The sequence below is a fragment of the Streptomyces sp. NPDC048383 genome (genome assembly GCF_040651775.1).
Lineage (GTDB): Bacteria > Actinomycetota > Actinomycetes > Streptomycetales > Streptomycetaceae > Streptomyces.
Map to the genome: position 1 here is coordinate 52,420 of NZ_JBEZKS010000035.1, position 26,555 is coordinate 78,974.

The 26,555-nt window shown below is 74.5% G+C and carries 22 protein-coding genes and 2 pseudogenes; 13 read left to right on the top strand and 11 right to left on the bottom strand.

The window, feature by feature from the left end; all coding sequences use genetic code 11:
• Window positions 1-146 precede the first annotated feature (146 nt).
• The 3 genes from AB0D46_RS23225 to AB0D46_RS23235 all read right to left on the bottom strand — a co-directional run bounded on the left by AB0D46_RS23225 (window position 147) and on the right by AB0D46_RS23235 (window position 2,612).
• Window positions 147-1,280, bottom strand: a complete 1,134-nt coding sequence (locus AB0D46_RS23225) for a YncE family protein (RefSeq protein WP_362880045.1) — start codon at window positions 1,278-1,280, stop codon at window positions 147-149.
• Window positions 1,277-1,918, bottom strand: coding sequence for an ankyrin repeat domain-containing protein (locus AB0D46_RS23230; protein WP_362880047.1), 642 nt, complete (start codon window positions 1,916-1,918; stop codon window positions 1,277-1,279). The genes AB0D46_RS23225 and AB0D46_RS23230 overlap by 4 nt, the downstream gene beginning before the upstream one ends.
• Before the next feature lie 160 nt (window positions 1,919-2,078).
• A complete protein-coding gene (locus tag AB0D46_RS23235; protein ID WP_362880048.1) occupies window positions 2,079-2,612 on the bottom strand; it encodes a GNAT family N-acetyltransferase in 534 nt (177 codons plus the stop codon).
• A 221-nt stretch (window positions 2,613-2,833) separates the two neighbouring features.
• On the opposite strand from AB0D46_RS23235, the pseudogene AB0D46_RS23240 reads away from it, so the two are divergent.
• The 3 genes and pseudogenes from AB0D46_RS23240 to AB0D46_RS23250 form a co-directional block, all read left to right on the top strand.
• A pseudogene (locus tag AB0D46_RS23240) lies at window positions 2,834-3,145 on the top strand (sulfite oxidase); the annotation flags it as partial.
• A gap of 201 nt (window positions 3,146-3,346) precedes the next feature.
• The gene (locus AB0D46_RS23245) at window positions 3,347-3,541 is read left to right on the top strand and encodes a hypothetical protein (RefSeq protein ID WP_362880050.1); all 195 of its coding nucleotides are present in this window, start codon (window positions 3,347-3,349) and stop codon (window positions 3,539-3,541) included.
• Window positions 3,542-3,636: 95 nt separating this feature from the next.
• Complete coding sequence (locus tag AB0D46_RS23250; protein ID WP_362880051.1) at window positions 3,637-4,425, top strand: VOC family protein; 789 nt, start codon at window positions 3,637-3,639, stop codon at window positions 4,423-4,425.
• A 40-nt stretch (window positions 4,426-4,465) separates the two neighbouring features.
• Here the strand turns inward: AB0D46_RS23250 and AB0D46_RS23255 are convergent, their stop codons facing one another.
• Entirely contained in the window at window positions 4,466-5,305 is an 840-nt protein-coding gene (locus AB0D46_RS23255; protein WP_362880052.1) for a class II glutamine amidotransferase, read from the bottom strand.
• Between the two features lie 119 nt (window positions 5,306-5,424).
• On the opposite strand from AB0D46_RS23255, the gene AB0D46_RS23260 reads away from it, so the two are divergent.
• On the top strand, window positions 5,425-6,462 hold the full coding sequence (locus AB0D46_RS23260; protein WP_362880054.1) for a PHP domain-containing protein: 1,038 nt from the start codon (window positions 5,425-5,427) through the stop codon (window positions 6,460-6,462).
• Window positions 6,463-6,484: 22 nt separating this feature from the next.
• Here the strand turns inward: AB0D46_RS23260 and AB0D46_RS23265 are convergent, their stop codons facing one another.
• Window positions 6,485-7,414, bottom strand: coding sequence for a UbiA family prenyltransferase (locus tag AB0D46_RS23265; protein WP_362880055.1), 930 nt, complete (start codon window positions 7,412-7,414; stop codon window positions 6,485-6,487).
• 88 nt (window positions 7,415-7,502) lie between these two features.
• On the opposite strand from AB0D46_RS23265, the gene AB0D46_RS23270 reads away from it, so the two are divergent.
• From AB0D46_RS23270 to AB0D46_RS23280, 3 genes are read left to right on the top strand one after another with little or no spacing between them, the layout of a single operon-like run.
• Entirely contained in the window at window positions 7,503-8,564 is a 1,062-nt protein-coding gene (locus AB0D46_RS23270) for a 3-oxoacyl-[acyl-carrier-protein] synthase III C-terminal domain-containing protein (RefSeq protein WP_362880056.1), read from the top strand.
• Between the two features lie 13 nt (window positions 8,565-8,577).
• Window positions 8,578-9,126: an isoprenylcysteine carboxylmethyltransferase family protein gene (locus AB0D46_RS23275; protein ID WP_362880058.1), complete on the top strand. Its 549-nt coding sequence runs from the start codon at window positions 8,578-8,580 to the stop codon at window positions 9,124-9,126.
• Complete coding sequence (locus AB0D46_RS23280; RefSeq protein WP_362880060.1) at window positions 9,123-10,151, top strand: NAD(P)/FAD-dependent oxidoreductase; 1,029 nt, start codon at window positions 9,123-9,125, stop codon at window positions 10,149-10,151. The genes AB0D46_RS23275 and AB0D46_RS23280 overlap by 4 nt, the downstream gene beginning before the upstream one ends.
• Window positions 10,152-10,232: 81 nt before the next feature.
• Here the strand turns inward: AB0D46_RS23280 and AB0D46_RS23285 are convergent, their stop codons facing one another.
• Window positions 10,233-11,558 carry a hypothetical protein gene (locus tag AB0D46_RS23285; protein ID WP_362880061.1) on the bottom strand — a complete coding sequence of 442 codons (1,326 nt, stop codon included), beginning with the start codon at window positions 11,556-11,558 and terminating at the stop codon, window positions 10,233-10,235.
• A gap of 229 nt (window positions 11,559-11,787) precedes the next feature.
• On the opposite strand from AB0D46_RS23285, the gene AB0D46_RS23290 reads away from it, so the two are divergent.
• Entirely contained in the window at window positions 11,788-13,485 is a 1,698-nt protein-coding gene (locus AB0D46_RS23290; protein ID WP_362880062.1) for a carboxylesterase family protein, read from the top strand.
• A gap of 167 nt (window positions 13,486-13,652) precedes the next feature.
• A pseudogene (locus tag AB0D46_RS23295) lies at window positions 13,653-13,909 on the top strand (serine hydrolase); the annotation flags it as partial.
• Window positions 13,910-13,925: 16 nt separating this feature from the next.
• Here AB0D46_RS23295 and AB0D46_RS23300 read toward each other — a convergent pair.
• Window positions 13,926-15,272, bottom strand: a complete 1,347-nt coding sequence (locus AB0D46_RS23300) for a M64 family metallopeptidase (protein WP_362880064.1) — start codon at window positions 15,270-15,272, stop codon at window positions 13,926-13,928.
• A 151-nt stretch (window positions 15,273-15,423) separates the two neighbouring features.
• Between AB0D46_RS23300 and AB0D46_RS23305 the strand changes: the two genes are divergently transcribed.
• Window positions 15,424-16,842, top strand: coding sequence for a tetratricopeptide repeat protein (locus tag AB0D46_RS23305; RefSeq protein ID WP_362880065.1), 1,419 nt, complete (start codon window positions 15,424-15,426; stop codon window positions 16,840-16,842).
• A gap of 36 nt (window positions 16,843-16,878) precedes the next feature.
• On the opposite strand, the gene AB0D46_RS23310 is transcribed toward AB0D46_RS23305, so the two are convergent.
• Window positions 16,879-18,573, bottom strand: a complete 1,695-nt coding sequence (locus AB0D46_RS23310) for an MFS transporter (protein WP_362880066.1) — start codon at window positions 18,571-18,573, stop codon at window positions 16,879-16,881.
• 129 nt (window positions 18,574-18,702) lie between these two features.
• Between AB0D46_RS23310 and rpmG the strand changes: the two genes are divergently transcribed.
• Both rpmG and AB0D46_RS23320 read left to right on the top strand, forming a co-directional pair.
• Window positions 18,703-18,867 carry a 50S ribosomal protein L33 gene (gene rpmG, locus AB0D46_RS23315; protein WP_362880068.1) on the top strand — a complete coding sequence of 55 codons (165 nt, stop codon included), beginning with the start codon at window positions 18,703-18,705 and terminating at the stop codon, window positions 18,865-18,867.
• Between the two features lie 117 nt (window positions 18,868-18,984).
• Window positions 18,985-20,127 carry a GTP-binding protein gene (locus AB0D46_RS23320; RefSeq protein ID WP_362880070.1) on the top strand — a complete coding sequence of 381 codons (1,143 nt, stop codon included), beginning with the start codon at window positions 18,985-18,987 and terminating at the stop codon, window positions 20,125-20,127.
• A gap of 123 nt (window positions 20,128-20,250) precedes the next feature.
• Here the strand turns inward: AB0D46_RS23320 and AB0D46_RS23325 are convergent, their stop codons facing one another.
• Window positions 20,251-20,493, bottom strand: a complete 243-nt coding sequence (locus tag AB0D46_RS23325; protein WP_362880072.1) for a DUF6158 family protein — start codon at window positions 20,491-20,493, stop codon at window positions 20,251-20,253.
• Window positions 20,494-20,558: 65 nt separating this feature from the next.
• Entirely contained in the window at window positions 20,559-21,629 is a 1,071-nt protein-coding gene (locus AB0D46_RS23330) for an AI-2E family transporter (RefSeq protein ID WP_362880073.1), read from the bottom strand.
• Between the two features lie 112 nt (window positions 21,630-21,741).
• Between AB0D46_RS23330 and AB0D46_RS23335 the strand changes: the two genes are divergently transcribed.
• On the top strand, window positions 21,742-23,049 hold the full coding sequence (locus AB0D46_RS23335; RefSeq protein WP_362880074.1) for an MFS transporter: 1,308 nt from the start codon (window positions 21,742-21,744) through the stop codon (window positions 23,047-23,049).
• Window positions 23,050-23,072: 23 nt separating this feature from the next.
• On the opposite strand, the gene AB0D46_RS23340 is transcribed toward AB0D46_RS23335, so the two are convergent.
• The gene (locus AB0D46_RS23340; RefSeq protein WP_362880076.1) at window positions 23,073-26,477 is read right to left on the bottom strand and encodes a CARDB domain-containing protein; all 3,405 of its coding nucleotides are present in this window, start codon (window positions 26,475-26,477) and stop codon (window positions 23,073-23,075) included.
• Window positions 26,478-26,555 lie beyond the last annotated feature (78 nt).

A 26,555-nucleotide genomic window follows, 5' to 3' on the forward strand; every position in this document is an offset into this window, starting at 1 on the left:
GAAAATCAGACTGATCAAGGCAAACCCTAAACTAAGGCCACCCTAACCCGGCACCCGCCCCTGGTTTATGACCCCATAAGCCGAACCTATGGCTTACCAAAGTCTGACTTTGGGCTGACGCCGTTGGCGTCGGCCGGCCGGTCCGCTCAGAGCACGGCGATGCCCAGCGGGCGGTCGCCGGCGGCGAGGCGTCGGGTCCCGCCCGTGCTCAGGTCGACGACCGTGACGCCGTTCCAGTAGCCGTCGCGGGTGAAGCCGCCGCTCACGTAGGCGGTCCTGCCGTCGCGGGAGACGGCCACGTCCTCGTGCGCGCCCTGGAGCGGATGGACCCGCTCGGTCCCGTCCGGGGAGCGGACCGTGAGCGAGGGGCCCCGGCCGTCGGAGGGGTCCACCGCCCCGGTGCCGACCACCAGGAGGGTGCCGTCCGGGGTGACCGTCGCACCGTGCTGGTGGGTGTCGGCCGTCATCGGCTCGACGGTGGTGCGGCCGGTGCGCGGATCGACGACGGCGAGCCGCTCCCCCTCGAAGGGGAGCAGCAGCATCCCGTCGGTGGGGCGGACGGCGGTGTAGTGCGGCTTCAACCAGGACCCGAGGCCGCCCTCGGTGCCGTACGGGGCGACCTCGATGCGGCGCGGGCGCAGCGGGTCCGCGGTGACGACGGTGACGTCGAAGGAGTCGTGGCCGGTGACGTAGACCTCGCCACCGTCGCGGGAGACGTCCACGTCGAAGGGGCGCCGGCCGACGGGGACCGTCGCGGTGACCTTGGCCGTGGCGGTGTCGATGACCTCCAACACGCCCCGGGCTCCGGGCACGTTGACCCCGACGTACGCGTGCGCGCCGTCCGGGGACAGCGCGATGCCCATGCCCCCGCCGCGGTACTCGCCATCGGTGACCGGGCCGGTGTCGGTCCGGTACGGGATCAGTGCCGTACGGGTCCGGCCGCAGGTGTCGACGACGGCGACGCCCTCGGCGGTGGCCACCCAGGCGCGGCCGTCCGCCCCGACGGCCAGGCCGTACGGGGCCCGGCCGACGGCGACGGAGGCGACCGGGCCGCGGGCGGGGTCCACGAAGGTGACGCCGCCGGCGCCGAAGTCGGCGACGAGGAGGGTGCCCTCCGGGGTCGGGGTCGCCGCCGGGAGCGGGGCCGTCACCGGGGCCGGCGGCGCCGCCCGGCCGGGGTCCGCGCCCGTGCAGGCGCCGAGCAGCAGGGCGGCGGCGAGTGCGACCAGGACCGTACGGGGTGTGCGGGCGCGGCGCTTCAGCGGCCGGTCCCCGGTCACCGGCCGGCCCCCGACTCCGGCGCGGAGCGCGGCCGGGGGTTCGCGGCGGCCGCGGCGAGGAGACGGGCCATGCCGTCGAAACCGCGGCGGACGGCGTGCTGGTGGGCGGTGACCCCGGCCTGGTCGGCCAGGGTCGGGTCCGCGCCCGCCCTGAGCAACAGTCGGACGATCTCCTCGTGGCGCGGGCCGCCGTCGCCGAGGATGACCGCCTCCAGCAGGGCGGTCCAGCCGAGCCGGTTGACGTGGTCCACGTCGATGGCGGTCTCCGCCAGCAGGGCCCGTACGTAGCCGGTGTGCCCGCGTTCGGCGGCCGGGATGAGGGAGATCCCGCCGAAGCGGTTGGGCTGCTTCAGGTCGGGGTCGGCCGTCAGGAGCAGCCGCATCATCCGCACGCTGCCGGTGACTCCGGTGACCAGCCACGGGCTGTCCGCTCGGGCGTCGGGGGCGTCCGGGTCGGCCCCGGCCGCGAGCAGGAGGCGGGCCGCTTCGAGGTGGTCGCCGGTCACGGCGAGGAGCAGCGCGGTGCGCAGGTGGTCGTCCCGCGCGTCCACGGCGGCTCCGGCGGCGAGGGCGGCGCTCACCGCGGGCCCGTCACCTCGGGCGGCGGCGTCCAGCAACGGTCGGTCGTGCGGGTTCATGGTGTCCTTCCGGCTCCGGGGCGGGGGGTGCTCGTGCCCGTTCCCCGGTTCCATGCTGGTCCCGCTCCCCCGGTGCGGCGGTCCGCCCCCTGGAGGCGGCCTCCCGGCTCTCCGGTGGACCCCCGGGTCATCCGATCGGTCGATGCGCCGCCGGGTGGGCTCAGGCCTCGTACTCGGTGAGATCGATGCTGTGGAGGGTGAGGAGGGCGCCGGACTCGGGGTGGTTGAGGGTGCCGTCGTCGGCCATGCCGAGCTTGCGGATCACGTTCTCCGAGTCCTCGTTGCCCGCGCGGTTGACGCAGATCACCCGGTCGAGGCCGCGGTCCTGGAGGGCGAATTCGAGGGTGGCCTGGGCGGCCTCGGAGGCGTAGCCCTGGCCCCAGTAGGAGCGTCCGAGGCGCCAGGTGATCTCGACCGCGGGCATCACCTTCGGCAGGTGTTCGGGGACGGACAGGCCGACGGCCCCGATCAGCTCGCCGGAGGCGAGGAGCTCGACGGCGAAGAGGCCGAAGCCCTCCTCGTCCCACTCGTCCTCCCAGCGCTCGATGGCTTCGGCGGTCCCGTCCAGGTCGAGCGTGGAGCCGTCGTCGATCCAGCGCATCACCTCCGGGTCGGCGTGGATCTCCGAAAGGGGGACGAGGTCGTCGTCGCTCCAGCGGCGGAGGATGAGGCGGGGGGTGCGGATTTCGGTCATGCTCCACATCCTGCCGAACGCGGCCGACCAGCGGTAATCGGGTCCTTCATTGCGGCCACGTTGCGGGTGCGTGGCCATCCGCGGCCGATCCGACACGGGGCCGGTGCGGGGTCCTACGGTGCGCGGGGAACCCGTCGCGATGGAGTCTCCCGCCCATGTCCCTCGACCTCTCGGACGGGAGCCGGTACGACCGTACGCGCCTGCGGCAGTGGGGGGTCGTGGGCGCGAGCGTCCCCGCGCACCGGACGCGGCTTCTCACCGGGCGTTCCTGGTCGGGCGCCGCGCGCGTGCAGCGGGTGGAGGTGAGCACGGACGGCGGCGCCCGCCGGCAGCGGGCCCGGTTGCACGACGCCCCGCGCCGCGGCGGCCGGGTGCGCTGGTCGGTGCCGTGGACCCCGCACACGGCGGGGCCGACGGCCCTGCCGGCCCGGGCGGCGGACGCCACGGGCCGTACGCGGCCGGCGACCGCGGCCCACAACACGCAGGGCTACCTGTTCGACGCGGTGGTGCGCCACCCCGTGACGGTGGTGTGACCGCGTCGGCCGGGTGCTGGTCCTTCCCTGCTCACTGCGCGTGCCCTCGCAGTCCTACACCGACCCGGGGCTTCGTCCGGGCCCGATCGGTGCCTTGTTCCTCCACGGTCGCACCCCCACCAAGGGCTTCGTGCGCGTGCCCGATAGAGTCGTGTTCGGATCGCGTCGGCCCGCCCCGGCGCGGCCGCCGCCTTCCACAGCGTGAGCGCGGCGACCACCGTCCGTACCCCGCACTCGCCGGCCGTCGCCACCGCCGTCGTGACCGTGCTCCAGACCCCGGCGCCCGCCCGCTTCGTACCGTTGCTCCTCGGCTCGACCCTGCTCCTCGTCCTGACCGGGTACGCGGGCTCCCGCATCCGCCGCAAGGCCCCGAGGTACCCCGCCTACTGGTGGTGACCTGCGGGCGCGCCTGCACCGGCCGAGGGGGCCCGGGCGCTACTTGTAGTCCGGGACGGCGCAATGGCGGCGGTGGCGGACGAGAGGCGACACGCATGGTTGAGATGACGACGAAGGACGTGTTCGGGGCTCCTTGTTGGGTGAGCCTGATGGCCCGGGACATGGCCGCGGCTCAGCGCTTCTACGGTGCGGTCGTGGGCTGGAAGTTCCGCCCGGCCCCCCTCGGCGACGCCTTCTCGGTGGCCGTGATGGGCGGTGCCCCGGTGGCCGGCATCGGGGCGCCCGCCTCGGACCTCGGAGGGGCGATCGCCTGGACCCCGTACTTCGCCGTCGACGACGTCGACGTGGCGGCGGGCCGGATCCGCGAGCGCAGCGGCACCGTCGCCGTCGGCCCCGTCTCCTTCCCCTCGGGTGGCCGGGCCGCGCTCGTCGCCGATCTGGAGGGCGCCGTCTTCGGGATCTGGGACGGGGCCGTCTCCTCGGGCTGGCGCGTCGGCGTGGGACCGGCGCCCGCCTGGTTGGAGCTGCGCACCCGCAACGCGTTCGACGCGGCGCTGTTCTACGGGGAGGTGCTGGAGTGGGCGACCGGACGCGCGGGCTGCTGCGAGGTCGCGTACGAGCAGGACCAGGTGGTGTTGCGGCAGGGCGGGGAGCCGGTCGCCCGCTTGAACAGCGGGCCCGTGGAGGCCGCCACCTACGCCCCGCACACCCGACCCCGCTGGCACGTGCACTTCCGCGTGCCACGGCTGGAGGAAGCCGTGGCGTCGGCGGTCGCCCTGGGCGGGAGCGCCGTCTCCGAGGTCACCTCGACCGGCCACGACCGTTCGGTCACCCTCCGCGACCCGGACGGAGCGCTGTTCACCCTCACGACCACCGTCGGGTGACGGCGGCCGTGTCGCGGACGATCGGCGCCCCCGCGGGCCGCTACGGCGGTTCGGGGAAGAACGGCAGGTAGTCCTGTCCCGGATCGGACGGGATGACGGCGTAGCTCGCCTCGGGCAGTTCGTTCCACACGCCGGGCAGGTTGCCGAGGGGTTCGGAGACCACCAGCCGGGACGCGTCGGACAGGTCGCGCAGGAAGTCGATCTCCGGGTGGAGCTGGCGTACGGTCTCGGCCCTGGCGCTGTAGAACAGCGAGCGGGACTTGCCCTCGCTGGAGTAGCGGAACGCCCACACGCGTTCGCCGTCGCTGACCGCGACGGTCATCTGGAGCGGGTCGGTCACCCCGTGCTCCTTGCCTAGCCGCTCCACGAGGCCCGCCATGCGGGCCACCGCGCCCGGGACGTCCTGGTCGAGGCCGAAGGTGACGGCGAGGTAGAACATCACCTCCGAGTCGGTCGAGCCCTCGATGGACGGGAAGAGCGCCGGATCGACCGCCATGCACAGGTCGCGCTGGAGGCGCTGGAAGTCGGTGATCGCCCCGTTGTGCATCCACAGCCAGCGTCCGTGCCGGAACGGGTGGCAGTTGGTCTGCTGGATCGCCGACCCGGTGGAGGCGCGGACGTGCGCGAAGAACAGCGGCGAGCGGACGTGCCCGGCCAGTTCCTGCAGGTTGCGGTTGTTCCAAGCCGGTCCGATGTCACGGAAGACCGCCGGCGTGCCGTCGCCGTCCGGGCTGTACCAGCCGATGCCGAATCCGTCGCCGTTGGTGGACTCCACCCCCATGCGGGCGTGCAGGCTCTGGTTGATGAGCGAGTGCTCGGGACGGTAGAGAACGGCGTCGAGCAGCATGGGCGAGCCGGAGTAGGCAAGCCAGCGACACATGGGCATCATCCCTTTCACAGCCAGTACCGAGCGTAACGCGGCCGCGGTCGCCGGGCTGCGGCGGCCTTGCGACACTGAGCGCGGGCCCTGCGACAGGGGGCCCGGGAGGAGGTGGGCGCATGGACCCGGTGGCCGCACTGGACCGGATCGCCTTCCTGCTGGAGCGGGCCCAGGCGCCCACGTACCGGGTCAAGGCGTTCCGTACGGCGTCGGCGGCGCTCGTGCGCATGGGCGCCGCGGAGGTCGCCGAGCGGGCCGCGGCCGGCTCGTTGGAAGCGGTCAGGGGCATCGGGCCCAAGACGGCACAGGTGGTCCTGGAAGCGCTCGACGGCGCCGTTCCGCAGTACCTGAGCGCCCTGGAGGACGAGGCCGCCGCGCTCCCGGAGGGGCCGCCGCCCTCCCCCGCCGCCGTGGCGTTGCGCGCGGCCCTGCGCGGGGACTGCCACCTGCACTCGGACTGGTCGGACGGTGGAAGCCCGATCGAGGCCATGGGGCGGGCCGCCGCGGAGCTGGGGCACGCGTGGGCGGTGCTCACCGACCATTCGCCGCGGCTGACGGTGGCCCGGGGGCTCTCGCCGGAGCGGTTGCGCGAACAACTGGGGGTGGTGGCGGAACTGAACGCGGCGTGGGCGCCGTTCCGACTGCTCACCGGCATCGAGTGCGACATCCTGGCGGACGGATCGCTGGACCAGGAGCCGGAGTTGTTGGAGGAGCTCGACCTCGTCGTGGGGTCGGTGCATTCGAAGCTGCGGATGGAGTCGCCCGCGATGACGCGGCGGCTCCTGAAGGCGGTGGACAATCCGCTGATGGACGTGCTCGGGCACTGCACGGGCCGGCTGGTGACCGGTCGGACCCGACCGGAGTCGGAGTTCGACGCCGAGGCCGTCTTCGCGGCGTGCGCGGAGTCCGGGACGGCCGTGGAGATCAACAGTCGGCCGGAACGGCTGGACCCGCCCCGCCGACTGCTGAGGCGGGCGGTGGCGGCCGGGGTGTTCTTCGCGATCGACACCGACGCGCACGCCCCGGGCCAGCTCGACTGGCAGGTCCTGGGTTGCGAACGGGCCGCGGAGTGCGGGGTCGCGACCGAGCGCGTCATCAACACCTGGGCGGCGGACGACCTCCTCGCCTGGACGCGGACCCGGCGACCGCCCGGGTAGCCGGCCGCGCCGCGCGAGGGACTCACGGCGGCCCCGCTCCGTGCAGCAGGAGCAGCAGTACGTCGGCCCCGGCGACCGCCATCGTGCCCAGGAACGGGGTCCGGCCGGGCGCGCGGACCGTACCCAGCAGCAGGGCGGCGGTCAGGGCGAGCAGGCCCCAGCCGTAGCCGGTGATCCGCCCCGCGGGCCCCGCGACCAGGCACACCGTCGACGCGCCGACCAGCAGCGCCGCCGCCGCGGCCGACCACCGGGCGCCGATCCGCTGCGGCAGGCCGCGGACGCCGGTGGCGAGATCGTCGGCGATGTCGGGCAGGACGTTGGCGAAGTGCGCCCCGGCGCCCAACAGGGCCGCCGCGCAGATCAGCCACACCGGCGGCCAGGGCGCGCCGGGCAGGCCGAGCGTCACGAAGGCGGGCAGCAGGCCGAAGGCGAGGGCGTACGGGAACCAGGACGCGGCGGTGGCCTTGAGCCGCAGGTTGTACGCCCAGGCGGCAGCCACGCCGAGCAGGTGCGCCGTCGCGGCGGCGGGCCCGCAGGCGGCCGAGAGCCCGACGCACACGAGCAGCGCGGTGAGCGCGGCGGCGGTCACCGCGGCGGGCCGCACGGCGCCCGTGACGAGGGGCTTGTCGCGGCGGCCGGTCACCAGGTCACGGCGCAGGTCGGCGCGGTCGTTGCACCACCCCACGGAGAGCTGACCGGCGGCGACCGCGCCGGCGGTGAGGGCGGAGCCCGCGACCCCGCGGCCGGAGGCCGCCGCCAGCGCGGCGGCGAACAGGGTCACGGCGGCGGCCGGCGCGGGATGGCAGGCCCTCAGCAGGCCGACCGACACGGCGCCGGGCCGCGCAGCCGGCCGGGCGGGCGCGGCGCCGACGGGCGGCGGACCCCCGTGGGGTTCGGGGCGGGCGTCGTGGAGGGCGGAGCGGGCTCGGGCATGTCGGGCGCGGGCGGGCACCGCTTCACGCTACGCCGTGGCGGCACGTCGGGCCCGCACACCCCGCGTCATTCGTGATGCGGCGTCAGTTCTTCCCTATGTTGGGCCAATGACACGTGTCCTGGCAGTGAGCAGCGTGTTCCCGCCGCACCTGTACCGGCAGTCGCAGATCACGGAGGCGCTCGCCGGATTCCTCCCGCCGGGCTCCGACGCCGCGCTGCTGCGCCGGGTCCACGCATCGGTACGGGTCGACTCCCGTCACCTCGCGCTGCCCCTGGAGCGCTACGGCCCGGATCCCTCCTTCGGGGAAACCAACGCCCGGTTCGTCCGCACCGCCCTGGACCTCGGGGCCCTGGCCGTCGCCCGCGCCCTTACCCGGAACACGCTCGACGCCGGGGACCTCGACCTGGTCATGTCGACGACCGTGACCGGACTCGCGACGCCCTCCCTGGAGGCCCGACTCGCCTCCCGTGTCGGGCTGCGGCCCGACGTACGGCGGGTGCCGCTGTTCGGACTCGGCTGCGCGGCGGGCGCCGCCGGCCTCGGGCGGCTGCACGACCACCTGACGGGCCGCCCCGGGGACGCGGCCCTGCTGCTGTCGACCGAGCTGTGTTCGCTCACCCTCCAGCCGAAGGACACCTCGATGGCCAACCTGGTGGCCGGGGCGCTCTTCGGCGACGGGGCGGGCGCCCTGCTCGCGGTGGGCGCCGAACACCCCCTGCGCGACTTCGCGTCCGGGCCTTCGGTGATCGCCTCCCGCAGCCGCCTCTACCCGGGCACCGAGCACCTCCTCGGCTGGGACATCGGCGACTGGGGGTTCCGCATGGTGCTCGGCCGCGAGCTGCCGGAGCTGGTCCGGCTGCACGTGGCGGAGGAGATCGAGACGTTCCTGGCCGGGCACGACCTCAAACCGTCGGACGTCGACGCCTGGATCTGCCACCCCGGCGGTCCCAAGATCCTCGACGTCCTGAGCGAGGCCCTCGGCCTGCCGGAGCGCGCCTTCGCGGCGAGCCGCCGGTCCCTGGCGGCCGTGGGCAACCTGTCCTCCGCGTCCGTGCTGCACATCCTCGGCGACGTCCAGGCCGCCGGGCCGCCCGCACCCGGATCGGTCGGCCTGATGCTGGCCTTCGGGCCGGGCTTCGCCTCCGAACTCGTCCTGCTGCGCTGGTGAGGGACCGATGCCGATGACCGCGTACACCCTGTACCTGATCCTCCTCGCGCTCGTGGCGGTCGAGCGGATCGCCGAGCTCGTCACCGCCCGTCGCAACGCCGCGTGGAGCCTTGAGCGCGGCGGCCGGGAGTACGGGCGCGGCCACTACCCGACCATGGTGGCCCTGCACACGGCGCTGTTGGCGGGCTGCGTGCTGGAGCCGTGGTGGGCCGGCCGGCCCTTCCTGCCCGTCCTCGGCTGGACGGCGCTCGCGGCGGCCCTCGCCGCGCAGGGCCTGCGCTGGTGGTGTGTCACCACCCTCGGCCCGCGTTGGAACACGCGGGTGATCGTGGTGCCGGAGCTGCCGCTGGTGGCCGCGGGCCCGTACCGGCTGTTGCGCCACCCCAACTACGTGGCGGTGGTGGTCGAGGGGCTCGCCCTGCCGCTGGTGCACTCGGCGTGGTGGACGGCGGCCTCCTTCACCGCGGCGAACGCCGTGCTGCTGAGGGTGCGGATCCGCTGCGAGGACGCGGCGCTGGCGGACTCCCGTACGCGAACGCGGCTCGTGGGCGCGACCCCGTGATCGACCTGCTCGTCGCGGGCGGTGGTCCGGCCGGCCTGGCGACCGCGATCCACGCCGCGCTGGCCGGGCTGGAGGCCGTCGTCGTCGAGCCGCGTCCCACCCCGGTCGACAAGGCCTGCGGGGAGGGGCTGATGCCGGGGGCCGTACGGCGCTTCGAGGAGCTGGGCGTGTCGGTGGGCGGCCGGGAGTTCCGCGGCATCGGCTACGTCGACGCCGTGACGGGGCTGCGCGCACAGGGGCTGTTCCGGTCCGGCCCCGGGCGCGGCGCCCGGCGTACCGATCTCCAGGAGGCCCTCGCGGCCCGGGCGGCGGCGCTCGGGGTCCGGACCGTGGCGGGCCGCGTCGGCGAGGTCCACCAGGACACCGACGGGGTTCGGGCGGCCGGGCTCGCGGCCCGGTACCTCGTCGCGGCCGACGGGCTGCACTCGCCGGTCCGCCGGGCCCTGGGCCTCACCGCCCCGGCCGCCCCGGGCACGCCGGCCCGCTACGGGCTGCGCCGGCACTACGCCGTGGCCCCGTGGAGCGACCTGGTGGAGGTGCACTGGTCGCACGGGTCGGAGGCCTATGTGACCCCGCTGGGGCCCGACCGGATCGGGGTGGCCGTGCTGACCTCGGAGCAGGGGCCGTACGAACACCAGCTGGCCCGCTTCCCGCTGCTGGCCGAACGGTTGGCGGCCGGTCCGGCCGGACCGGTGCGCGGGGCGGGGCCGTTGCGCCAGGGGGCGCGGACGCGGGTGGCCGGGCGGGTCCTGCTCGTGGGCGACGCCGCCGGGTACGTCGACGCGCTGACCGGAGAGGGGCTCACGCTGGCGGTGACGGCGGCCCGGGAACTCGTCCGGTGCGTGCGCGCGGGCCGGCCCGAGGAGTACGAACGGGCGTGGCGGCGGCTGTCGTTCGGCTACCGCACCCTGACGGGGTCGCTGTTGTGGGCCCGGCGCCGTTCCCCGCTCGCGGGCCGGATCGTCCCGGCGGCGGCCCGCCTGCCCCGGGTGTTCACGGGGGCGGTGAACCTGCTCGCCCGCTGAGCCGGGCGGCGGGCGGCGGGCGGCGAACGCGGGAGGGCCCCGGCCGCGTCGGAACGCGGTCGGGGCCCGGTGTGCTCCCGGTCAGACGCCGGCGCCCGACTCGGTGCGGGCCCGGTCGGGCCGGTACCTCAGGGCCAGTCCGGCGATGACCGCTCCGGCGCCGGCGCAGAGCACCGTCGCGACGCCGGCCCAGGCGTGCGGTCCGCCGAGCGCGTGCTCCAGGGGGTCGTAGAACACGACGCCCCCGACCACGTGGAGCGTGACCACGACCAGCGCGGTCACGGCCGCGGCCCGCCACGCCATGACGGTGTCCCGCACCGCCAGCAGGGCGCCGACGCCCAGGCAGAGCAGGGAGACCGCGAGGGGCAGCAGGTCACCGAGGGCCGGGGCGGGGCGGCCCGCCGTCAGGTCACCCGGCAGGTGGACGACGCCGCACAGCAGCAGGGCCGCGGCGGCCGGCCAGCGCAGCACGTGCCGCAGTGGCCCCTGCGGGCGCTCCGGTGACCGGACCGGCGCGGGGCGGGGGGCGGTGGGGCGCGGATTGCGTTCACGCTTCACCGGTGTCGCCCGGTCGCGCTCCGACGGGGGTTGCGGGGCCGCCGCCCGCGCGCGGTCCGTCCGGGGGACGGCCTCGCCCTCGGCGTCGGCTTCGGCGTCGGGTCCGAGGATGCTGACCAGCAGCGCCACGTCCTCGATGGACCGGCCGACGGCCGCCGCGCGCAGCGTGATGTCGGCCTCGCCCTCGTCGTGCGTCGGCTCGCCGAGCAGGGCGAGCAGGTGCCGGACCTCGTGGACGGGCCGGGACACGGCGGCCGCGCGGAGCGCCTCGTGTCCGGGGTTGGGGAGTTGGCCGGTCTGCTTGAGGAGGTTCACCAACGCGATGACCTCTTCGACGGGACGACAGGTGGCCGCGGTCTCCAGCAGGGTCCGTATGGCCTCGGTGTGGGCGTCGTGGTCCGATGCGGCGGGTTCGCCGCTCGGCACGACGGAATCGGCCGGGCCGGTCGGGGCCGCCCGGTCGGGGGTCGGTGTGGACGCGGGGGTCGGCGCGGTCGCGGTGGCCGGCGCGACCGGGTTGACCGGCGTGACCGGGACGACGGGCGTGACCGGGGTGACCGGTGTGACCGGGGTGACCGGTGTGACCGGGGCCGGTGCCGCCGGGTGGGGCGTCAGGGCCGGTTGGGGCGCGGGCGCCGATGGGGCCGTCGGCAGCGGGCCGGCCGCCACCACCGCGGGCGGCGCCAGGCCCGCCGTGACCGCTTCGAGCGGCGCCATGCCCACGGGCACCGGATCGGGCGGCCCGGACGGGACCGCGGCCGCGGCCGGTCCGGTGGTCGGGTACGGGGCGAGGGGAGGCCCGTCGCGGTCGTCGTGTGCCGTGGTCGCGAGGGTGCTGGGGTCATTCATCGCAAGCTCCGTTCGCCAACGCACGGGTCTACACGTCGCGCGCCGGTCATCGTGCGTCACGGGAAGCGCACGCTTTGTTACATTCAGCCGGACGTCCGCGCACTGCGCCATTCGGGGCGGGCAAACGGGGGTCGGGCCAACCGCCCGCCGGACACGCCGCCCCCGACCCCGACCCGGGCACGGTGCTCGCGCACAGTGGGCGGGGCACCCGCTCAGGAGGGGACAGACCATGCCGCTGGCCGGAACCGCCCGACCGCCGGGATCCCTCCGGTCGAGGGTGCCCACCGTGCTGTTGGCCGCCGCGTTCCTGCTCGGCGCCGCCCCGTCCGCGGCGCAGGCCCGGGGCGGGGAGCGACCGGTCGTCGACACCTCCGAGGGGCCCGTACGGGGGCGCCCCCACGGGTCGTACGAGACCTTCGAGGGGATCCCGTACGCCGCTCCGCCGACCGGGTCGCTGCGCTGGCGGCTGCCGCTCCCGGCGCCGCACAGGCCGGCCGTACTCGATGCCGGGGCGCCCGGTTCGTCGTGCGTACAGCTCCCGCCGCTCGGACCGGCCGCGGCGACCGGCTCGGAGGACTGCCTGTTCCTGAACGTCACCACCCCCGCGGGCCGGGGACGGGGCCGGCCGGTCATGGTGTGGTTCCACCCCGGTGGTTTCCGCGACGGCTCGGGGGCCGCGTACCGGCCCGAGCCGCTCGTCGTGCGGGGCGACGTGGTGGTGGTCACGGTCAACTACCGGCTCGGCGTCTTCGGCCTCTTCGGGCATCCGGAGCTGGGCGGCGCCCCCAACTTCGCCCTCGCCGACCAACAGGCCGCCCTGCGCTGGGTCCGGGCGAACGCGGTCGCCTTCGGCGGCGATCCGGACCGGGTGACGGTGTTCGGGGTGTCGGCGGGCGGCCTCAGTGTCTGCGCCCACCTGGTGTCCCCCGCCTCGGCCGGCCTGTTCGGGCGGGCGGTCGCGCAGAGCGGGTCCTGCTCGACCACGATGCCGCCGTACGCACTGCTGCCGACGCCCGCCGTCTACGAGCCGTTCGTCCCGGAGCGGCGCACGGTGGCGGCCGGCGCCGGGGCGGCGCGTGAACTGGGCTGCGGCGCCGGGCCGTCGAGCGCCGCGCTCGACTGCCTGCGCGGCCTGGACGCCGCCCGGTTGGCGACGCCGGAGCTGATGGAGCGGTTCTCGGCCCTGTCGTACGGGAACGGGTCGTTGCCCCTGGCCCCGCGCCGGGCGCTGGAGTCGGGCCGGTTCCACCGGGTGCCGGTGGTCCAGGGCACTGCGCGGGACGAGATGCGGCTCTTCCTGTCCCAGGTGCTGCCCTCGTACCCGGTGCCCGACGAACGGGCCTACCGGGAGCGGCTCGTGCGGTCCTTCGGGGCGTCGGCGCCGGCCGTCGGCGCGGCGTACCCGGCGAACCGGTACCCGACGGCCGCGCTCGCCTGGGCCGGCCTGCTCTCGGACGCCTCGTTCACCTGCCCCGCACTGCGAGACAGCGGGGCGCTGGCCCGCCATGTGCCCACGTACGGTTACCGGTTCAGCGACCGGGACGCGCCGGTCTTCGTGCCGCTGCCGCAGTCCCCGGAGTTCCCGTTCGGCGCGACGCACGGCTTCGAACTTCCCTATCTCTTCCGTGTCGTCGACCTGGCACCGCCCCAACGGGCTCTGTCCGAGCGGATGACGGAGTACTGGACCCGCTTCGCCCGCACCGGTTCGCCGAACGGGCCGAACGCGCCCGCGTGGCCGCCCCTCACGGCCGCTCCCTCCCCCGCTCCGGCGTCCGTACTGTCCCTGGCGGCCGGCGCGGACGGCATCCGGACGGTGGACGCGCGGGCCGAGCACCACTGCGCCCTGTGGGACTCCCTGCCTCCGTTCGGCGGGCCCGAGGGAACCGACGGGCCCGATGCCGCCGAGACCTCCCGAACTCCCCGATGAGAGGTGATCCGATGACCGGTCTCCGTGAGGTCCTGGAAGCGCACGTGGGTGACGGCGGCCCGCCGGGTGCGGTGGCCCTGATCGCCGGGGAGGGGCGGACCGCAGGTGTCGCGGTCGGTGACGCCGAGCACGGTGGCGGGACCCCGATGGCGCGGGACTCGCCCCGGCTCACGCCGGCCCAACGGTCGGGCGGCGAACTGTCCTGGAGGGCCAGGGCCGGGGCTTCGGCGGCTCCGTCGACATCGTGCCGCGGAACCCGTGGAACGTGCCCGGGCGCTACGGCCGGGTCGACGGGACGGGTACCGCCGCGCACGTCGTTCCGTCCTCCGGGACGGTGACGGTCCTGCTGAGCCGGCTGGAACCGGGCGGGCCGACCCCGCCCGCCCTGTCGCGCGACTTCGGGCGGTACGCGGCCGGCGCCTGACGCCCGGGCCGGCGGCTCAGAGGCGTACGTCCCAGGTGGCGGTGGAGCTCAGGGTTCGGGCGATCGCGGGATCGCGGACGGAATCGGTGCGGTCCCGGGCGGTCACGGACAGCTTGTGCCCGCGCAGGTCGAACAGCCACAGCTCGGCGACGCGGACCTCGGTGCGGCCCGCGAAGCGGCGCAGTTCGCGGCCGTCGAGGTACCAGCGCACCTCGATCCGACGGCCGTCGGTGGTGGCCAGGTCGGGCACGGCGGCGCGTGCCGTGTGGCCCAGGCGCAGGGTGCGGCCGGTCGGTGTGAGCGGGGTGACGACGTTGGCGTGGCGGTGGAAGCCGGCGATCATCGCTTCGACGCCGGGCAGGTTGAAGGGTTTGCCGAGGATCCTCATCAACGAGTTGTCGGTGGGGCGGTGGAGTCCGGCGGCGTAGTAACCGCCGCCCTCGTACGCGCCGACGGTGCCACCGTCGGGCGAGGTCTCGCCGAGCCAGCGGTGCCACTTGGCGCCCTGGTCCTTCATGCGGGCGGCGTCGAGGATGGAGGTGTTGGGGTCGGTGGGCTCGGGTCCCGTGTACCGCTCGTAGTCGGGGACGCCCGGGTAGAAGTACTCGTCGGCGAGCTTGCCGAGGGAGTGGCCGGTCTCGTGGATGGCGACCTGGCCCGACTTGGGGTGGCCGGCGGAGGCGGTGGAGATGCCCTCGTAGCCGAGGGTGGGACTCGGTTCGTTGTAGCCGGCCCCGCCGTACTTGGCGCTGTTGGCGAGGACGATGACCAGGTCGGCCTCGGGCGCCCGGGCGACGTACGCGTCCACCTTCGGCTGATCCACGCAGAGCAGCCGTTCGATGTCCTCGCACCAGAAGTGGCTGCCGAGCGCGGTGTCGCGGACGGCGCCGGGGTCGGGGTCGCCGGACACCCCCGATTCCGCGGACACGGCGTCCACGGTCCACACGTTGAAGAGGGTCCGGTAGGTGGCGTAGGGCTCGACGGCCTCGACCTCGGCCCATTTGGCCCGGGCGTCGGCGTGGAACCGGTCGAGTTGGTCGGCGGTGTAGCCGTCGCCGACGACGACCACGTCGAGCCGGTCCGCGGTGGGCCCGTGGTCGATCATCTTGGTGACCCGGCCGTCGCCGCTCCGCGGCGGCGCGGAGCGGCGGGGCGACGCCGGGGCGGGTGTGGTCGCCGGTACGAGGACGTGGCCGGATCCGGCTTCGGCTCCGTGTTCGGGCCCGGGTATCTCGACCTCGACGCGCCCGCCGGGGCGGGGCGGGTCGGCGGCCAGTGCGGGCGCCGGGGCGCTCAGCAGGACGGCGCCGGCGCAGGCTGCGGCGAGGGCCGCGCGCAGGGTCGATCGGATGGCCGGTCTCATCAAGTCCTCCACGGGAAAAGGAAGTTAAACGAAGAGGTAAGTCTGTTGAAGTGGTTGCTTAAATTAGGTGGCGTGCGGGGCGTGCGCAATGGTCCACCGCGGCTGAATACTGGTGGGCGCACGACGACACGCCGCACAGCAGGGGGTTTTCATGGATGAACCGGTCGACATCGGACGCCGAGTGCAACAGCTGCGCGCGGAACGCGGGCTGACGCAACGGCAGTTGGCGGAGCCCGCCTACACCCCGGCGTACGTGTCGACCCTGGAGGCGGGCAAGGTCCGCCCCTCGGAGACCGCCCTGCGGTTCCTCGCCGAGCGCCTGGGCACCTCGTACGAGGAGTTGGCGACGGGGCGTCCGGCCCGGCTGGCGACGGAGTTGCGGCTGGGACTCACCGACGCCCAGCGGACCCTGGCCACCGGGTCCGCCGAGGAGGCCTCCGACCACTTCCGGCGCCTGCTCGCCGACGCGGAGGAACTGGAGCTGTCCGACGAGCGGGTCGAGGCGCTGCTGGGCCTCGGGGACTGCGCGCTGGAGGCGGGCCGGCTGCCTCAGGCCATCGCCCGCTTCGAACAGGCCGAGGCACTGCTGGCCGACCAGCCGCTCACCCGCCGGGCCCGCCCGATCCGGGGCCGGGCCGTCGCGCACCTGCTGGCGGGCGAACTGCGCTACGCCTGCTACCTGTTGGAGTCGGCCATCGACGCGCTGAACGCGGAGGGGCTGGCCGATCCCGAAGCGCTGCTGCTGCTCTACGCCGCGGTCATCGGGCCGTACATCGACATGGGCGCCCATGCCCGCGCGGCGCACGCGGCCGAGTTGGCGTTGGCGCTGGCCCCACAGGTCGGGGACCCGGCGCTGGTGGCGGGCCTGCACCGGCAGGTCGCTCGGACGTTCCTCGCGGAGGGGCGGGTGGCCGACGCGGACGCCTCGCTCGCCAAGGCACAGGCGGTCTACCGGCAGCTGCGGTTGCGGACGGATCTGGCGCACTGCCACTGGATGCGCGGTTACGTCCAGGCGCAGCACGGGCAACTGGAGTCGGCCGAGCGAGAGTTGCGTACGGCGCGGGAGATGCTCACGGCCAAGCGGGCGGCCCTGTACACGGCGCAGGTGGAGGTCGAGCTCGCCGACGTGCTGCGGCGGCTGGGCCGGTACGCGGAGGCCACCGAGCTGGTGTCGGCCCTGCTGGGGCCGGGCGCCGGGCCGGTGGCGGGCCCGGGGGGCGTGCATGCGGGCGGCGCGCACCGGCTGCTGGGGCTGATCGCGGAGGAGCGGGGGCTGACGGAGGAGGCGGAGGAGCACTACGTACGGGCGCTCGCCCTGCTGGAGCGCAGCGGCGCGGGCGGGGACCTCGCCGATCTGTGCCGACTGTTGGGCGATCTGCTGCGGCGTACGGGGCGCACGGAGGCGGCCCTGGACGCGTACCGCACGGGCCTGGGGCACCGGGCGGCGCCGGGGACGACCACGCTGGGTCCGGCGCCGGCCGCGCCCGCGTTCCGACCGCGGTCGGCGCCGTACGCGCCACCGGTGGCCCCGTACGCGCCCTCGACGAAGACGCTCCCGCCGCCGCGGTGAGGGCGGCGACGGGAGCGGGCGGGGCGCGGAGGCCGATCAGTGGTCGTCGGTGGGCCGCAGGTCGCGCGGGATCATCGCCCACGTGGTCACGGCCGCGGCGACGGCCAGGGCTCCGGCCATCAGGAACGCCGGGGTGATGGCCAGGGTGTAGGCCTGCGAGGCCGTGTGGAGCAGGGCCTCGCCGACGGAGCCGCCGAGTTGCTCGGCGACGTGCGCCGCTTCGCCGACGGAGTCCCGTACGGCGCTCGTGGTGGGGCCGTCGAGGGGGAGGGTGGGCAGGTTGCCCCGGTAGAGGGCGGCTGCCGTGCTGCCGAGGATGGCGACGCCCATCGCGGAGCCCAGTTCGTAGCAGGTCTCCTCGATCGCGGCGGCGCTGGACACCTGTTCCGCGGGGGCGGCGGAGACCAGGGTGACGGAGGCGACGGTGGTCGCCATGCCCGCGCCCAGCCCCATCACGGTCAGCGCGACCGCGAAGGCGGGGTAGCCGAGTGCGGTGAACTGCTGGACGGCCCAGGGCAGGGCCATACCGGCCGCCAGGACCAGCAGTCCGGCGCCGAGCACGTGCCGGATCGGGAAGCGCTGCATGAGCGTGGGGGCCACCATCGAGGCGCAGATCAGTGCGAGGGGCGCGGGCAGCAGGCGCAGCCCGGCCTCCAGCGGGGTGTAGCCCTGGCCGTACTGGAACCACTGGGTGACGAGGAACAGGATCGCGCCCATGCCCACCATCGGCAGGAAGATCGCGGTCGCGGCGACGCTGAAGGCGGGCTTGGCGAACAGCCGGACCTGGAGCAGCGGGTCCTCCAGCCGGAGCTGGCGGCGGACGAACACGGTGAGCGCGACGGCGGCGAGGATCAACAGGGCCCAGGGCAGCGGGTCGGCGACGCCGCTCTTGCCGAGCTGCTTGATGCCGCCCGCGAGGGCGAGCATGCCGACGATCGACTGGCCGACGCCCCACCAGTCCCAGCGGCCGGCGCCGCGCGGGGCGCGCGATTCGGGGAGGTAGCGCAGTCCGGCGGCGACGATGAGCGCGGCGACGGGGAGGTTGAGGAGGAACGCGGAGTGCCAGCCGTGGTCCTGGACCAGGAAGCCGCCGACGACGGGCCCGAAGGCCATGCCGCCACCGAACACGGCGGCCCACACGGCGAGGGCGAAGGCGCGTTCCTTGGCGTCGGTGAAGACGCTGCGCAGGATCGACAGGGTGGACGGCATGATGGCCGCGCCGCCCATGCCGAGCAGGGCGCGGGCCGCGATGACGTGCCAGGCCTCGGTGGAGAACACGGCGATGAGCGAGGCGACGGAGAAGATGCCGAACCCCGCCATGAGCAGCCGTTTGCGGCCCCAGCGGTCACCGAGGGCGCCTGCGGTCACGAGCAGGCCGGACAGCGCCAGGGCGTAGATGTCGATGATCCACAGCTGCTGGACGGCGCCGGGCTGGAGGTCGGCGACGAGCGAGGGGAACGCCACGTTGAGGATCGTGGTGTCCATCGAGATGAGCAGGAGACTGCCGGACAGGATCGCGAGGACGATCCAGCGACGCGGGTCCGGCGTGGGGGTGCGCATGGGGTTCCGTTCGGTGTGGTGCACGGGTCGGTGGCGGGTGGAGGTGTGGTGACGGGCCGAGGTGTGGCCGCAGGCGGTGGGGGAGGCGGGATCGGGGCCCGGCCCGGACGTGCGTTCGCCCGTGCGGGAGCGCGCCGGAGCGTCCTCCTGTAGCCGTTCTTCGTTCGCCATGATGAGCCTCCTTCGACTCGGATGATACAAATTTGTCTCATCCGATGCAAAGGGCGCTCACTTTAGAGCTCCCAAGAAGCCCTCAAGACGACTTATTGAAAACGACTGTCATTGCCATATACTCGTTCCATGGCTCGCAACGAAGTACGCCCGGTCATCAAGCTGCGCTCCACGGCGGGGACCGGCTTCACCTACGTCACCCGCAAGAACCGCCGCAACGACCCGGACCGGCTGACCCTGCGCAAGTACGACCCGGTGGCCCGGCGACACGTCGACTTCCGTGAGGACCGCTGACCCCGGCGCCCGCCCGCGCCGCCCTTCCGTCCCTGCCCCGCCCGACCACCCCGAAGGAGACCTCGTGCCGTCATCCCTCCACCCCTCCCCCTCCCGCCCTAGGTACGGGAGCGGCGCGTGAGCCTGCCCGTACTGATCGTCGGCGGCCTGCACGCCGAAGCCCGCACCGCCGTGGTGGACGGGTTGCTGGCCGCCGTCTCCGGCAGCGTCGCCCTGCACCACGACCTCTCCGCCGCCGCGCGGGGCACCGTACGGCGCACCGTGCGCGACGCGTCGGGTCCCCTGACCTGCGAGCAGACCCCCCTGGTCAACGACTGCGCCTGCTGCGCGCTGCGCGAGGACTTGGTTCCCGAGCTGCTCCGGCTCGCGGCCGGCGGGACGACCCCGCTGGCCGTGCTCGAACTGTGGGACTCGGTCGAGCCCCGGGCCATGGCCGAGGTGATCGCCGTGCACGGCAGGGGCCACCTGGAGCTGTCCAACGTGGTGACCGCCGTCGACCCGGCGCTGGTCCTGCCCTGCCTGACCAACGGGGACGACCTGGTGGAGGCGGGTCTGGCCGCCTCGACCACCGACCGGCGGACCGTCGGTGACACCTGGGCCCGGCAGCTGGAGTACGCGGCCGTCCTCGCCCTCGTCGACAACCCGGCGGCCGACCCCACCGACCGCGCCCTGCTGACGCAGCTCCACCCGACCGCCCAGCGGGTGGCCGCCGGGTCACCGGAGCTGACCCGGCTCGCCTTCGCCGGATTCGACACCGAAGCGGCGGCGGCCTCGCAGCACCCGGCCTGCGCGCTGCTGCCGCAGGACGCGGACGAGGCCGGGGTGGCCACCCTGGTCTGGCACCGCTGCCGACCCTTCCACCCGGAACGTCTCCACGCCGCCCTGGAGGACCTCGCCGCCGGCGCGGCCCGCAGCCGCGGCCGGTTCTGGCTCGCCGACCGGCCCGACGCGCTGCTGTCCTGGGACGCCGCTGGCGGGGCGCTCTGCGTGGAGGACGGCGGGCCCTGGCTGGCCTCCCTCCCGGACGCCGCCTGGGAGCTGGTTCCCCCCGTCCGGCGGGCGGCGGCCGCCCTCGGCTGGCATCCCGAGCACGGCGACCGCTGTCAGCACCTCGTGTTCACGTCCCCCGGTCTCGACCGGGACGGCTTGCGCGAGCTGCTGGACTCCTGTCTGCTGACCGACGCCGAGTACGACGCCGGGCGCGAGGGGTGGAAGCGGCTGCCGGCCGTCTTCGACGCCCTGCTCGCCCCGGTCAGGTAGCCGCCGCCGGTTCTCCCCCGGCCCCGTGCGGTTCCCTCCGGGGCGGGCCCTGGTTTGGGCGGCTCGCCGACGGGCAAAAGCCGAACGCCGCCCCGCGCATTCGCGGGGCGGACCAGTTTCCGGTCAGTCCTCCGCCCCTCGGGCCCGGGCGCCCGAGCGCGTGCGGGCGGCGGCCGGGGCGCGCCGCGGATGGCGGCGGAGGTACTCGTCCTCCAGCTCCTTGAGTCGCTGCGTGTGCGTGGCGAGCGCCTCGTCCGACCCGTGCAGCAGCGTCTCGTGGCGCGTGCGATGGATCGTCTCCAGCTCCCTCAGCAGCCTGCCGTCCTCCAGCTCGCGCGCCGCGGGTCCACCACCGTGCTCGGCCATCACGACCACCTCCACGTCTTACGGTAGGGAGTCCTCCTCCCCCGCGCGCGCGGGCCGGCGCCCGCTCAGCCGTCCGTGCCGGCCACCGGAGCCGGGTTGAGCGCGGCGTGTGCGCGCAGGGCCGTGCGCACCGACCAGAGCACCGACACCAGCGGGACGGCGACCACCGCGCCGACCACGCCGGCGGCGATGGCCCCGGCGACCACGGAGACGGCCACGACCAGCGGGTGCAGCCGTACCGCCCGGCTCATGACGAGGGGGTGCAGCAGGTGGCCCTCGATCTGGCCGATGACGACGATCAGCGCGACCACCAGGGCCGCGACGAACGGGCCCTTCGCCGCCAGGGCGACCACGGCGGCGACGCCCAGCGCGACGGGGGATCCGACGAGCGGGACGAACGCGGCGAAGAACTCCAGCAGCGCGAGCGGCACCGCCAGCGGCACGCCGAGGAAGTACAGCGCCACCCCGACGAGCACCGCGTTCGTCGCCGCGACCAGCACGATCCCGTGCGTGTACCCGGTGAAGGTGCGCCAGGCGGCGCGTCCCGCGACGCCCACGCGCTCGCGCGCCGGCTCGGGCAGCTGCGCGCAGAACCAGGACCACTGCCGGTCCCCGCCGTGCAGGAAGAAGACGGACGAGAAGGCGGCGAGGGCCAGCACCGTCAGCACCTGCACCAGGTGGCCGGCCCCGCTGACGGCGGTGCTGAGCAGCGTCGAGCGGTGGCTGGAGAGGAACGCGCCGACCTTCGACTGGACGTCGGAGAGCGCCTCGGGGTTCACCCGGAACGGCGGCCGCTCCAGCCACTCCTCGATGCTGTCGAGGCCCTCGCGGAACTCGCGGACCAAGGTGGTGCTCTCCCCCGCCACCGCCTCGCCGACCAGCGCGAGCACCCCCACGAGCAGCACCGCGGTGCCGACCAGGGTGATCGCGACGGCGAGGGAGCCGGGCAGGAAGCGGGTGAGGCCGCGGGTGGGCGGACCGAGCAGCGCGGTGAGGATCAGCCCGAGGAACAGCGCCACGGCGATCTCGTGGAAGCGGCCCAGCAGGGCGAACACCGCGTACACGGCCGCGCCGACGACCAGGAGGCGCCAGGCGTAGGACGCGACCGTACGCAGGAGCGGGGACACCGTCGGCATGGTTCATGCCTGCCACGTCGGGTGGGACCTGCCACGCGGCGGCGGCTGATTTCGCCCGTCCGGGGAGAAAATGCCTTGCCGGGGCGCGCCGGGACACGGACGATGGCCCGTCGTGAGTACTTCCCGTTGGAGCGCCGTGCTGCCCGATCTCGCCCCCTGGCGGTCGAGCCGCGACTTCCGGTTGCTCTTCTACCAGGGCACCGTCACGTTCTTCGGCTCGTTCATGGCGATGATCGCGCTGCCGCTCCAGATCAAGCACCTCACGGACTCGCCGCTCGCGGTCGGCGCCATGGGCGCCGTCGAACTCGTCCCGCTGGTGGTCTGCGGGCTGTACGGGGGCGCGCTGGCCGACGCGGTCGACCGGCGGCGGCTGATCCTGCTGACCGAGGCCGGGCTGGGGTTGCTGGCGCTGATCCTGCTGGTCAACGCGCTGCTCCCGGATCCGTTGCTGTGGCCGCTGTACGTGGTGGCGGCCGGTGTGTCGGCGCTGACCGGTCTTCAGCGGCCGGCGCTGGATTCGCTGATGGCGCGTATCGTGCCGCACGACCAGTTGTCCGCGGCGGCCGCCCTCAACGGGCTCCGCTACCAGTTCGGCGCGATCGCCGGGCCGGCGTTGGCCGGTGTGGTCGTCGCCTGGGCCGGTTACGCCCCGGCGTACGCGGTGACGGTGGCGGGCTTCTTCGTGTCGGTGCTGCTGTGCCTGCGGTTGCGGCCGGCGCCGCCGGTGGGGGGCGCCGTACGGCCGTCCCTGCGGGCGATCGGGGAGGGCGCGCGGTACGCGTGGAGCCGACCGGTGCTGCTCGGCACGTACGCGGTGGACCTGGCGGCGATGTTCTTCGCCTTCCCGAACGCGATCCTCCCCTTCCTCGCGGACGAGCTGGACGCGGTGTGGGCACTGGGTCTGATGTACGCCGCCGGCGCCGTGGGCTCCTTGCTGCTGGGCATGACCAGCGGCTGGGTGTCCCGGGTGCGCCGGCACGGACTCCTCGTGGTCTTCGGGGCGGCCGTCTGGGGGCTGGCGATCGCCGCGGCCGGCTGGTTCTCCGGCATCTGGATCGTGCTGGCCTGCCTGGCGGTGGCGGGCGCGGGCGACATGCTCAGCGGGCTGGGCCGGGCCACGATCTGGAACCAGACGATCCCCGAGGAGCTGCGGGGGCGGCTCGCCGGGATCGAAGTGCTCTCGTACAGCGTCGGTCCGCAGCTCGGCCAGGTCCGGGCGGGCACCATGGCCGGGTGGACCGGGACCCAGCCGGCGTTCTGGAGTGGCGGCCTCGCCTGCGTGGCGTCCGTGGCCGTGCTGGCGGCGCTGCTGCCCAAGCTGATCTCGTACGACGCCGCCACCGACGAGGACGCGTTGCGCCGCCGGGCCGCCCGGGAAGGGGCGGCCCGGCGGGAGGACCCGAGCGGCGCGAGGGCCTGACCCGGGTCCCGTGCGGGCGTCCGCTACCCGGCTCGGCCGCGGATCACGAACTGTGATCCCGGTTCGACCAGGACGTCGCCGTCGGCCGATCCGGTGATGGTTACCCCGGTGAGGTCGGCGCTGCCGCGGGCGCCGCCGTGGGCCCGGATGCCGGCTCCGTTGTTCGACCGGTCGATGCGGACGTGGTCGATCACGGCGTTCGGCACGCTGCCGCCGCCGGACTTGAACTGGATCCCGTCGTAGGTGGAGTCGCTGATGTCGGTGTCACGGATGGTCACCCCGGGGATGTCCTGGCCCGAGGCGAAGAGGGTGATCGCGCCGAACTCCTGGGCCTCGCCCCAGAAGGCGCCGCCCGTGCGGTGGAGGCCGTTGTTGGCGATCAGGGTCTGCCCGGAGAACGGCAGCGGGTCGTGGTCGGTGGCGAGCATGATGCCCGGGTAGTTCATGGTGTCGGAGACCAGGTTGTTCTCGATCGTGTTGCCGTAGCCGCCGTAGACGGCGATGCCGTTGGCCCGCCAGGGCAGTTGGACGGTGTTGTTGCGGAAGTGGTTGTCGTGGCCGATGTCGACGGCCGTGTTCTTCACGTAGCGGCTGGACCACACGGCGAGGGCGTCGTCGCCGGTGTTGCGGAACGAGGAGTTGAAGACGGTGGAGTTCCTCGTCCCGTTGGCGAAGTTCACGCCGTCCGCGTACGTGTCGCGGATCCGGACGCCGGTGAACTCGACGCCGTCGCCCGGTCCCCAGAGTTCGGGGATGTTGTCGTAGTCACGGCCGACCCAGGCACCCACGTTGGCGTGCTCGATCCAGACGTTCGTGATCTTGGTGTTCTTGCCGAAGCGGCCGTTGAGTGCCACGCCGCCCTCGGCGTTGCCGTCGCCGCCGCGGATGGTGCCGGAGCCGAAGATGGCGAGGTCGGAGATCCGGGTGTTCTCGTCGATGTCGAAACCGAAGTTGCCCTCGTGCGGGTGGTTGATGCCGCCGGCCTGGTGGGGCGGGGTCAGCGCGTACAGCTGGGAGTGCCACATTCCGGCGCCGCGGACGGTGACGTCGCGGATGCCGACCTGGTTGAACTGGCCCCGGTTCAGCGGGTCGTCGGTGAGGATCTTCTGTTCCTGACGCCACTGGCCGGCCGGGATCCACACGCAGTCGATGCGGCCGTTCTGGTCGTCGGTGACGGCGCGCTGGAGGGCGTCGGTGTCGTCGATGCCGTCGTTGGGGACGGCCCCGTAGGCGGTGATCGAGGTGCACTCGGCGGGCTTGGCGGTCGGCGGGGCGACCTGTTCCAGGTCGATCAGGTCGACGATCTGGTAGGCGGCGTCGTCCCCGGCGTCCCGCTGGAGCCGGAACTTGGTACCCGGCGGGTAGCTGCGCTCCAGCAGGGCGTGGGACTCGTCGAACAGGCGGCGGGCGTCGCCCTGAGGGGTGTTCGTGAGGCCCTCGGGGCTGTCGGTGGCGCCGTACAGCCAGCTGTGCTTGGAGGACAGGTCGATCTTGCGGACGAAGGTGCCGTCGGCGTAGAGGCTGAGGGTGGTCGCGGCTCCGCCGCCGGCGGGGCCGTCGGGCACGGAGTTGCGCACGACGATGGAGTTGGCCTGTTGGGTGGAGGTGAACTCGACGTACTGGCCGGTCGCGGAGAGCCGGACCGAGGCGCGGCCGGAGGATTCGGTGGCGAAGTTGGTGTGGCCGAAGGTCCGCTCGGGGTCGCTCCGCAGCAGGGTCCCGGTGTGGCGGGCGGCCTCCGCCTCGTACTCGGTGTACGGGACGGCGGCGCCGCGGCCGGCCACGATCGAGCGGGAGTGGACGTTGTTGTTCTCGTTGGTCTCGGTGACGACGCCCGTGGCGTCGGCGGTGGCGGTCAGGGTCGCGCCGCCGCCGGTCGCGGTCCAGCTGCCGTCGAGCGCGACGGTGACGGTGGCCCCGGCGGCCACGGCCGGGGTGTTCCCGTTCAGGGTGACGGCGCCGGCGGTGAGCCGGGTGACGCTGGCGGGCGCCGGGGCGGTGCCGCGGTTGTGCACGGCCGCGGTGAAGGTCACCTTGGCTCCGACGGCCGGAGTGGCGGGGTCGGGGGTGATCCCGGTGACTTCCAGGTCGGGGCCGGGGCTTTGGCCGACCACCAGCGGGCCGGCGCCGCTGCGGCTGTTGTTGCTGTCGTCCGACTCGGCGACGGTGCCCTCGGGGTCGACGGCGGCGGACACCGTGTAGCGGCCCACGGGACGCTTGCCGACGGCGACCGGCACGGTGACGGAGGCGCCCGCCGCCAGCGCGGCGACGGGGGCGCCGCCCGCGACGACGCCCTCCAGGCTGATCCGTACGGTGGTCGCCGCGGCGGGGGCGTTGCCCGCGTTGCGGACGGTGGCGTTCACCGTGACGGCGTCCGTCTCGGAGGGCGCCGACGGTGACCAGGTCAGGTCGGTGAGGGTCAGGTCGGGGTTGGGGGCGCCCGTTCCCACGACCTGGAGTTCGGCGACCTGGGCCCCGGGGGCGCCGGTGTTGCCGTGGAAGCGCAGCTGGACGTCCGCGAAGCGGCCGCTGACCGGCACGGTCACCGTGTTGCCGTTCGTCCCGGGGTTGAAGGAGTGGTCGGCGCGGGCGCGCAGGGTGGTGAACGCCGTGGCTGCCTGCTCACGGCCGAGGACCTCGAAGTTCTGGGTCCGTGCCGCCCAGGCGGCGTCGGGGTCGAGCCGCACGACGACTCCGGCGAGGTCGGCGTTGGCCCCGAGGTGGACGGTCAGCGACGAGCTCTGCTGGGCGGCTTCCCAGTAGGTGCTCGGGCTGTCGTCGTTGGCGTTCGGGGCGACGTAGGACTGCGTGGTGGAGGTGGCCTCGATGGGCTTGCCCCGGGCCAGGTTGGTGCCGGTCGGGGGCGGGTCGCCGGGATCGCCCGGGTCACCGGGGTCGCTCGCCCCGTAGATCTCGAACTCGGATATCTGGGCGGCGTTCCAGCCGCTGTTGGCGGCGACGTTCACGCGGAGGTAGCGGGCGGGGGCCGAGCCGAGGCCGAGGGACACCTTGTTGGCCTGCGCGGGGTCGAAGACCTTGGGGGCGGAGGCGGCCAGCGTGGTGAAGGTGGCGCCGTCGGCGCTGCTCTGGAGGCTCAGTGTCTGGGTGCGGCGTTCCCAGGCGGTGGGCAGTTTCAGCACCACCTCGTCCACGGTGGTGCCGGCCCCGAGGTCGATCTGGAGCCACTGCGGGAAGGCGCCGGTGGGCCCCTCCCAGTACGTCTGTTGGCTGCCGTCGGTGACGGCGGTCGCGGGGTAGCCGCCGAGGGAGCCGCCGGCCGTGGCGGGGCGCCCCAGGGCGAGGTTGACGGTGCCCGCGGCGGGCGCGGCGGGTCCGGCCGCGGCGCCGGTGGGGGTCGGTCCGAGGGCGGTCAGGGCGCCGAGCAGCAGGCCGCCTACGAGCGTGCGGCCGTGTCGTTTCCATCTCATGGGGGCCTCTGTTCCAGAAGGGTGGGGCGAGGACCTGCCGACTAATCTCGATCTCTGCGCAAGATTTTGAGGGATCTC

What these genes read in the sequence shown, in the direction of transcription:
- AB0D46_RS23300 (WP_362880064.1), bottom strand. Translation starts at nt 15,272, where the DNA reads ATGAGACCGGCCATCCGATCGACCCTGCGCGCGGCCCTCGCCGCAGCC.
- rpmG (WP_362880068.1), top strand. Translation starts at nt 18,703, where the DNA reads ATGGCTCGCAACGAAGTACGCCCGGTCATCAAGCTGCGCTCCACGGCG.
- AB0D46_RS23230 (WP_362880047.1), bottom strand. Translation starts at nt 1,918, where the DNA reads ATGAACCCGCACGACCGACCGTTGCTGGACGCCGCCGCCCGAGGTGAC.
- AB0D46_RS23310 (WP_362880066.1), bottom strand. Translation starts at nt 18,573, where the DNA reads ATGGCGAACGAAGAACGGCTACAGGAGGACGCTCCGGCGCGCTCCCGC.
- AB0D46_RS23235 (WP_362880048.1), bottom strand. Translation starts at nt 2,612, where the DNA reads ATGACCGAAATCCGCACCCCCCGCCTCATCCTCCGCCGCTGGAGCGAC.
- AB0D46_RS23275 (WP_362880058.1), top strand. Translation starts at nt 8,578, where the DNA reads ATGACCGCGTACACCCTGTACCTGATCCTCCTCGCGCTCGTGGCGGTC.
- AB0D46_RS23250 (WP_362880051.1), top strand. Translation starts at nt 3,637, where the DNA reads ATGGTTGAGATGACGACGAAGGACGTGTTCGGGGCTCCTTGTTGGGTG.
- AB0D46_RS23305 (WP_362880065.1), top strand. Translation starts at nt 15,424, where the DNA reads ATGGATGAACCGGTCGACATCGGACGCCGAGTGCAACAGCTGCGCGCG.
- AB0D46_RS23255 (WP_362880052.1), bottom strand. Translation starts at nt 5,305, where the DNA reads ATGTGTCGCTGGCTTGCCTACTCCGGCTCGCCCATGCTGCTCGACGCC.
- AB0D46_RS23330 (WP_362880073.1), bottom strand. Translation starts at nt 21,629, where the DNA reads ATGCCGACGGTGTCCCCGCTCCTGCGTACGGTCGCGTCCTACGCCTGG.
- AB0D46_RS23285 (WP_362880061.1), bottom strand. Translation starts at nt 11,558, where the DNA reads ATGAATGACCCCAGCACCCTCGCGACCACGGCACACGACGACCGCGAC.
- AB0D46_RS23340 (WP_362880076.1), bottom strand. Translation starts at nt 26,477, where the DNA reads ATGAGATGGAAACGACACGGCCGCACGCTCGTAGGCGGCCTGCTGCTC.
- AB0D46_RS23325 (WP_362880072.1), bottom strand. Translation starts at nt 20,493, where the DNA reads ATGGCCGAGCACGGTGGTGGACCCGCGGCGCGCGAGCTGGAGGACGGC.
- AB0D46_RS23260 (WP_362880054.1), top strand. Translation starts at nt 5,425, where the DNA reads ATGGACCCGGTGGCCGCACTGGACCGGATCGCCTTCCTGCTGGAGCGG.
- AB0D46_RS23290 (WP_362880062.1), top strand. Translation starts at nt 11,788, where the DNA reads ATGCCGCTGGCCGGAACCGCCCGACCGCCGGGATCCCTCCGGTCGAGG.
- AB0D46_RS23270 (WP_362880056.1), top strand. Translation starts at nt 7,503, where the DNA reads ATGACACGTGTCCTGGCAGTGAGCAGCGTGTTCCCGCCGCACCTGTAC.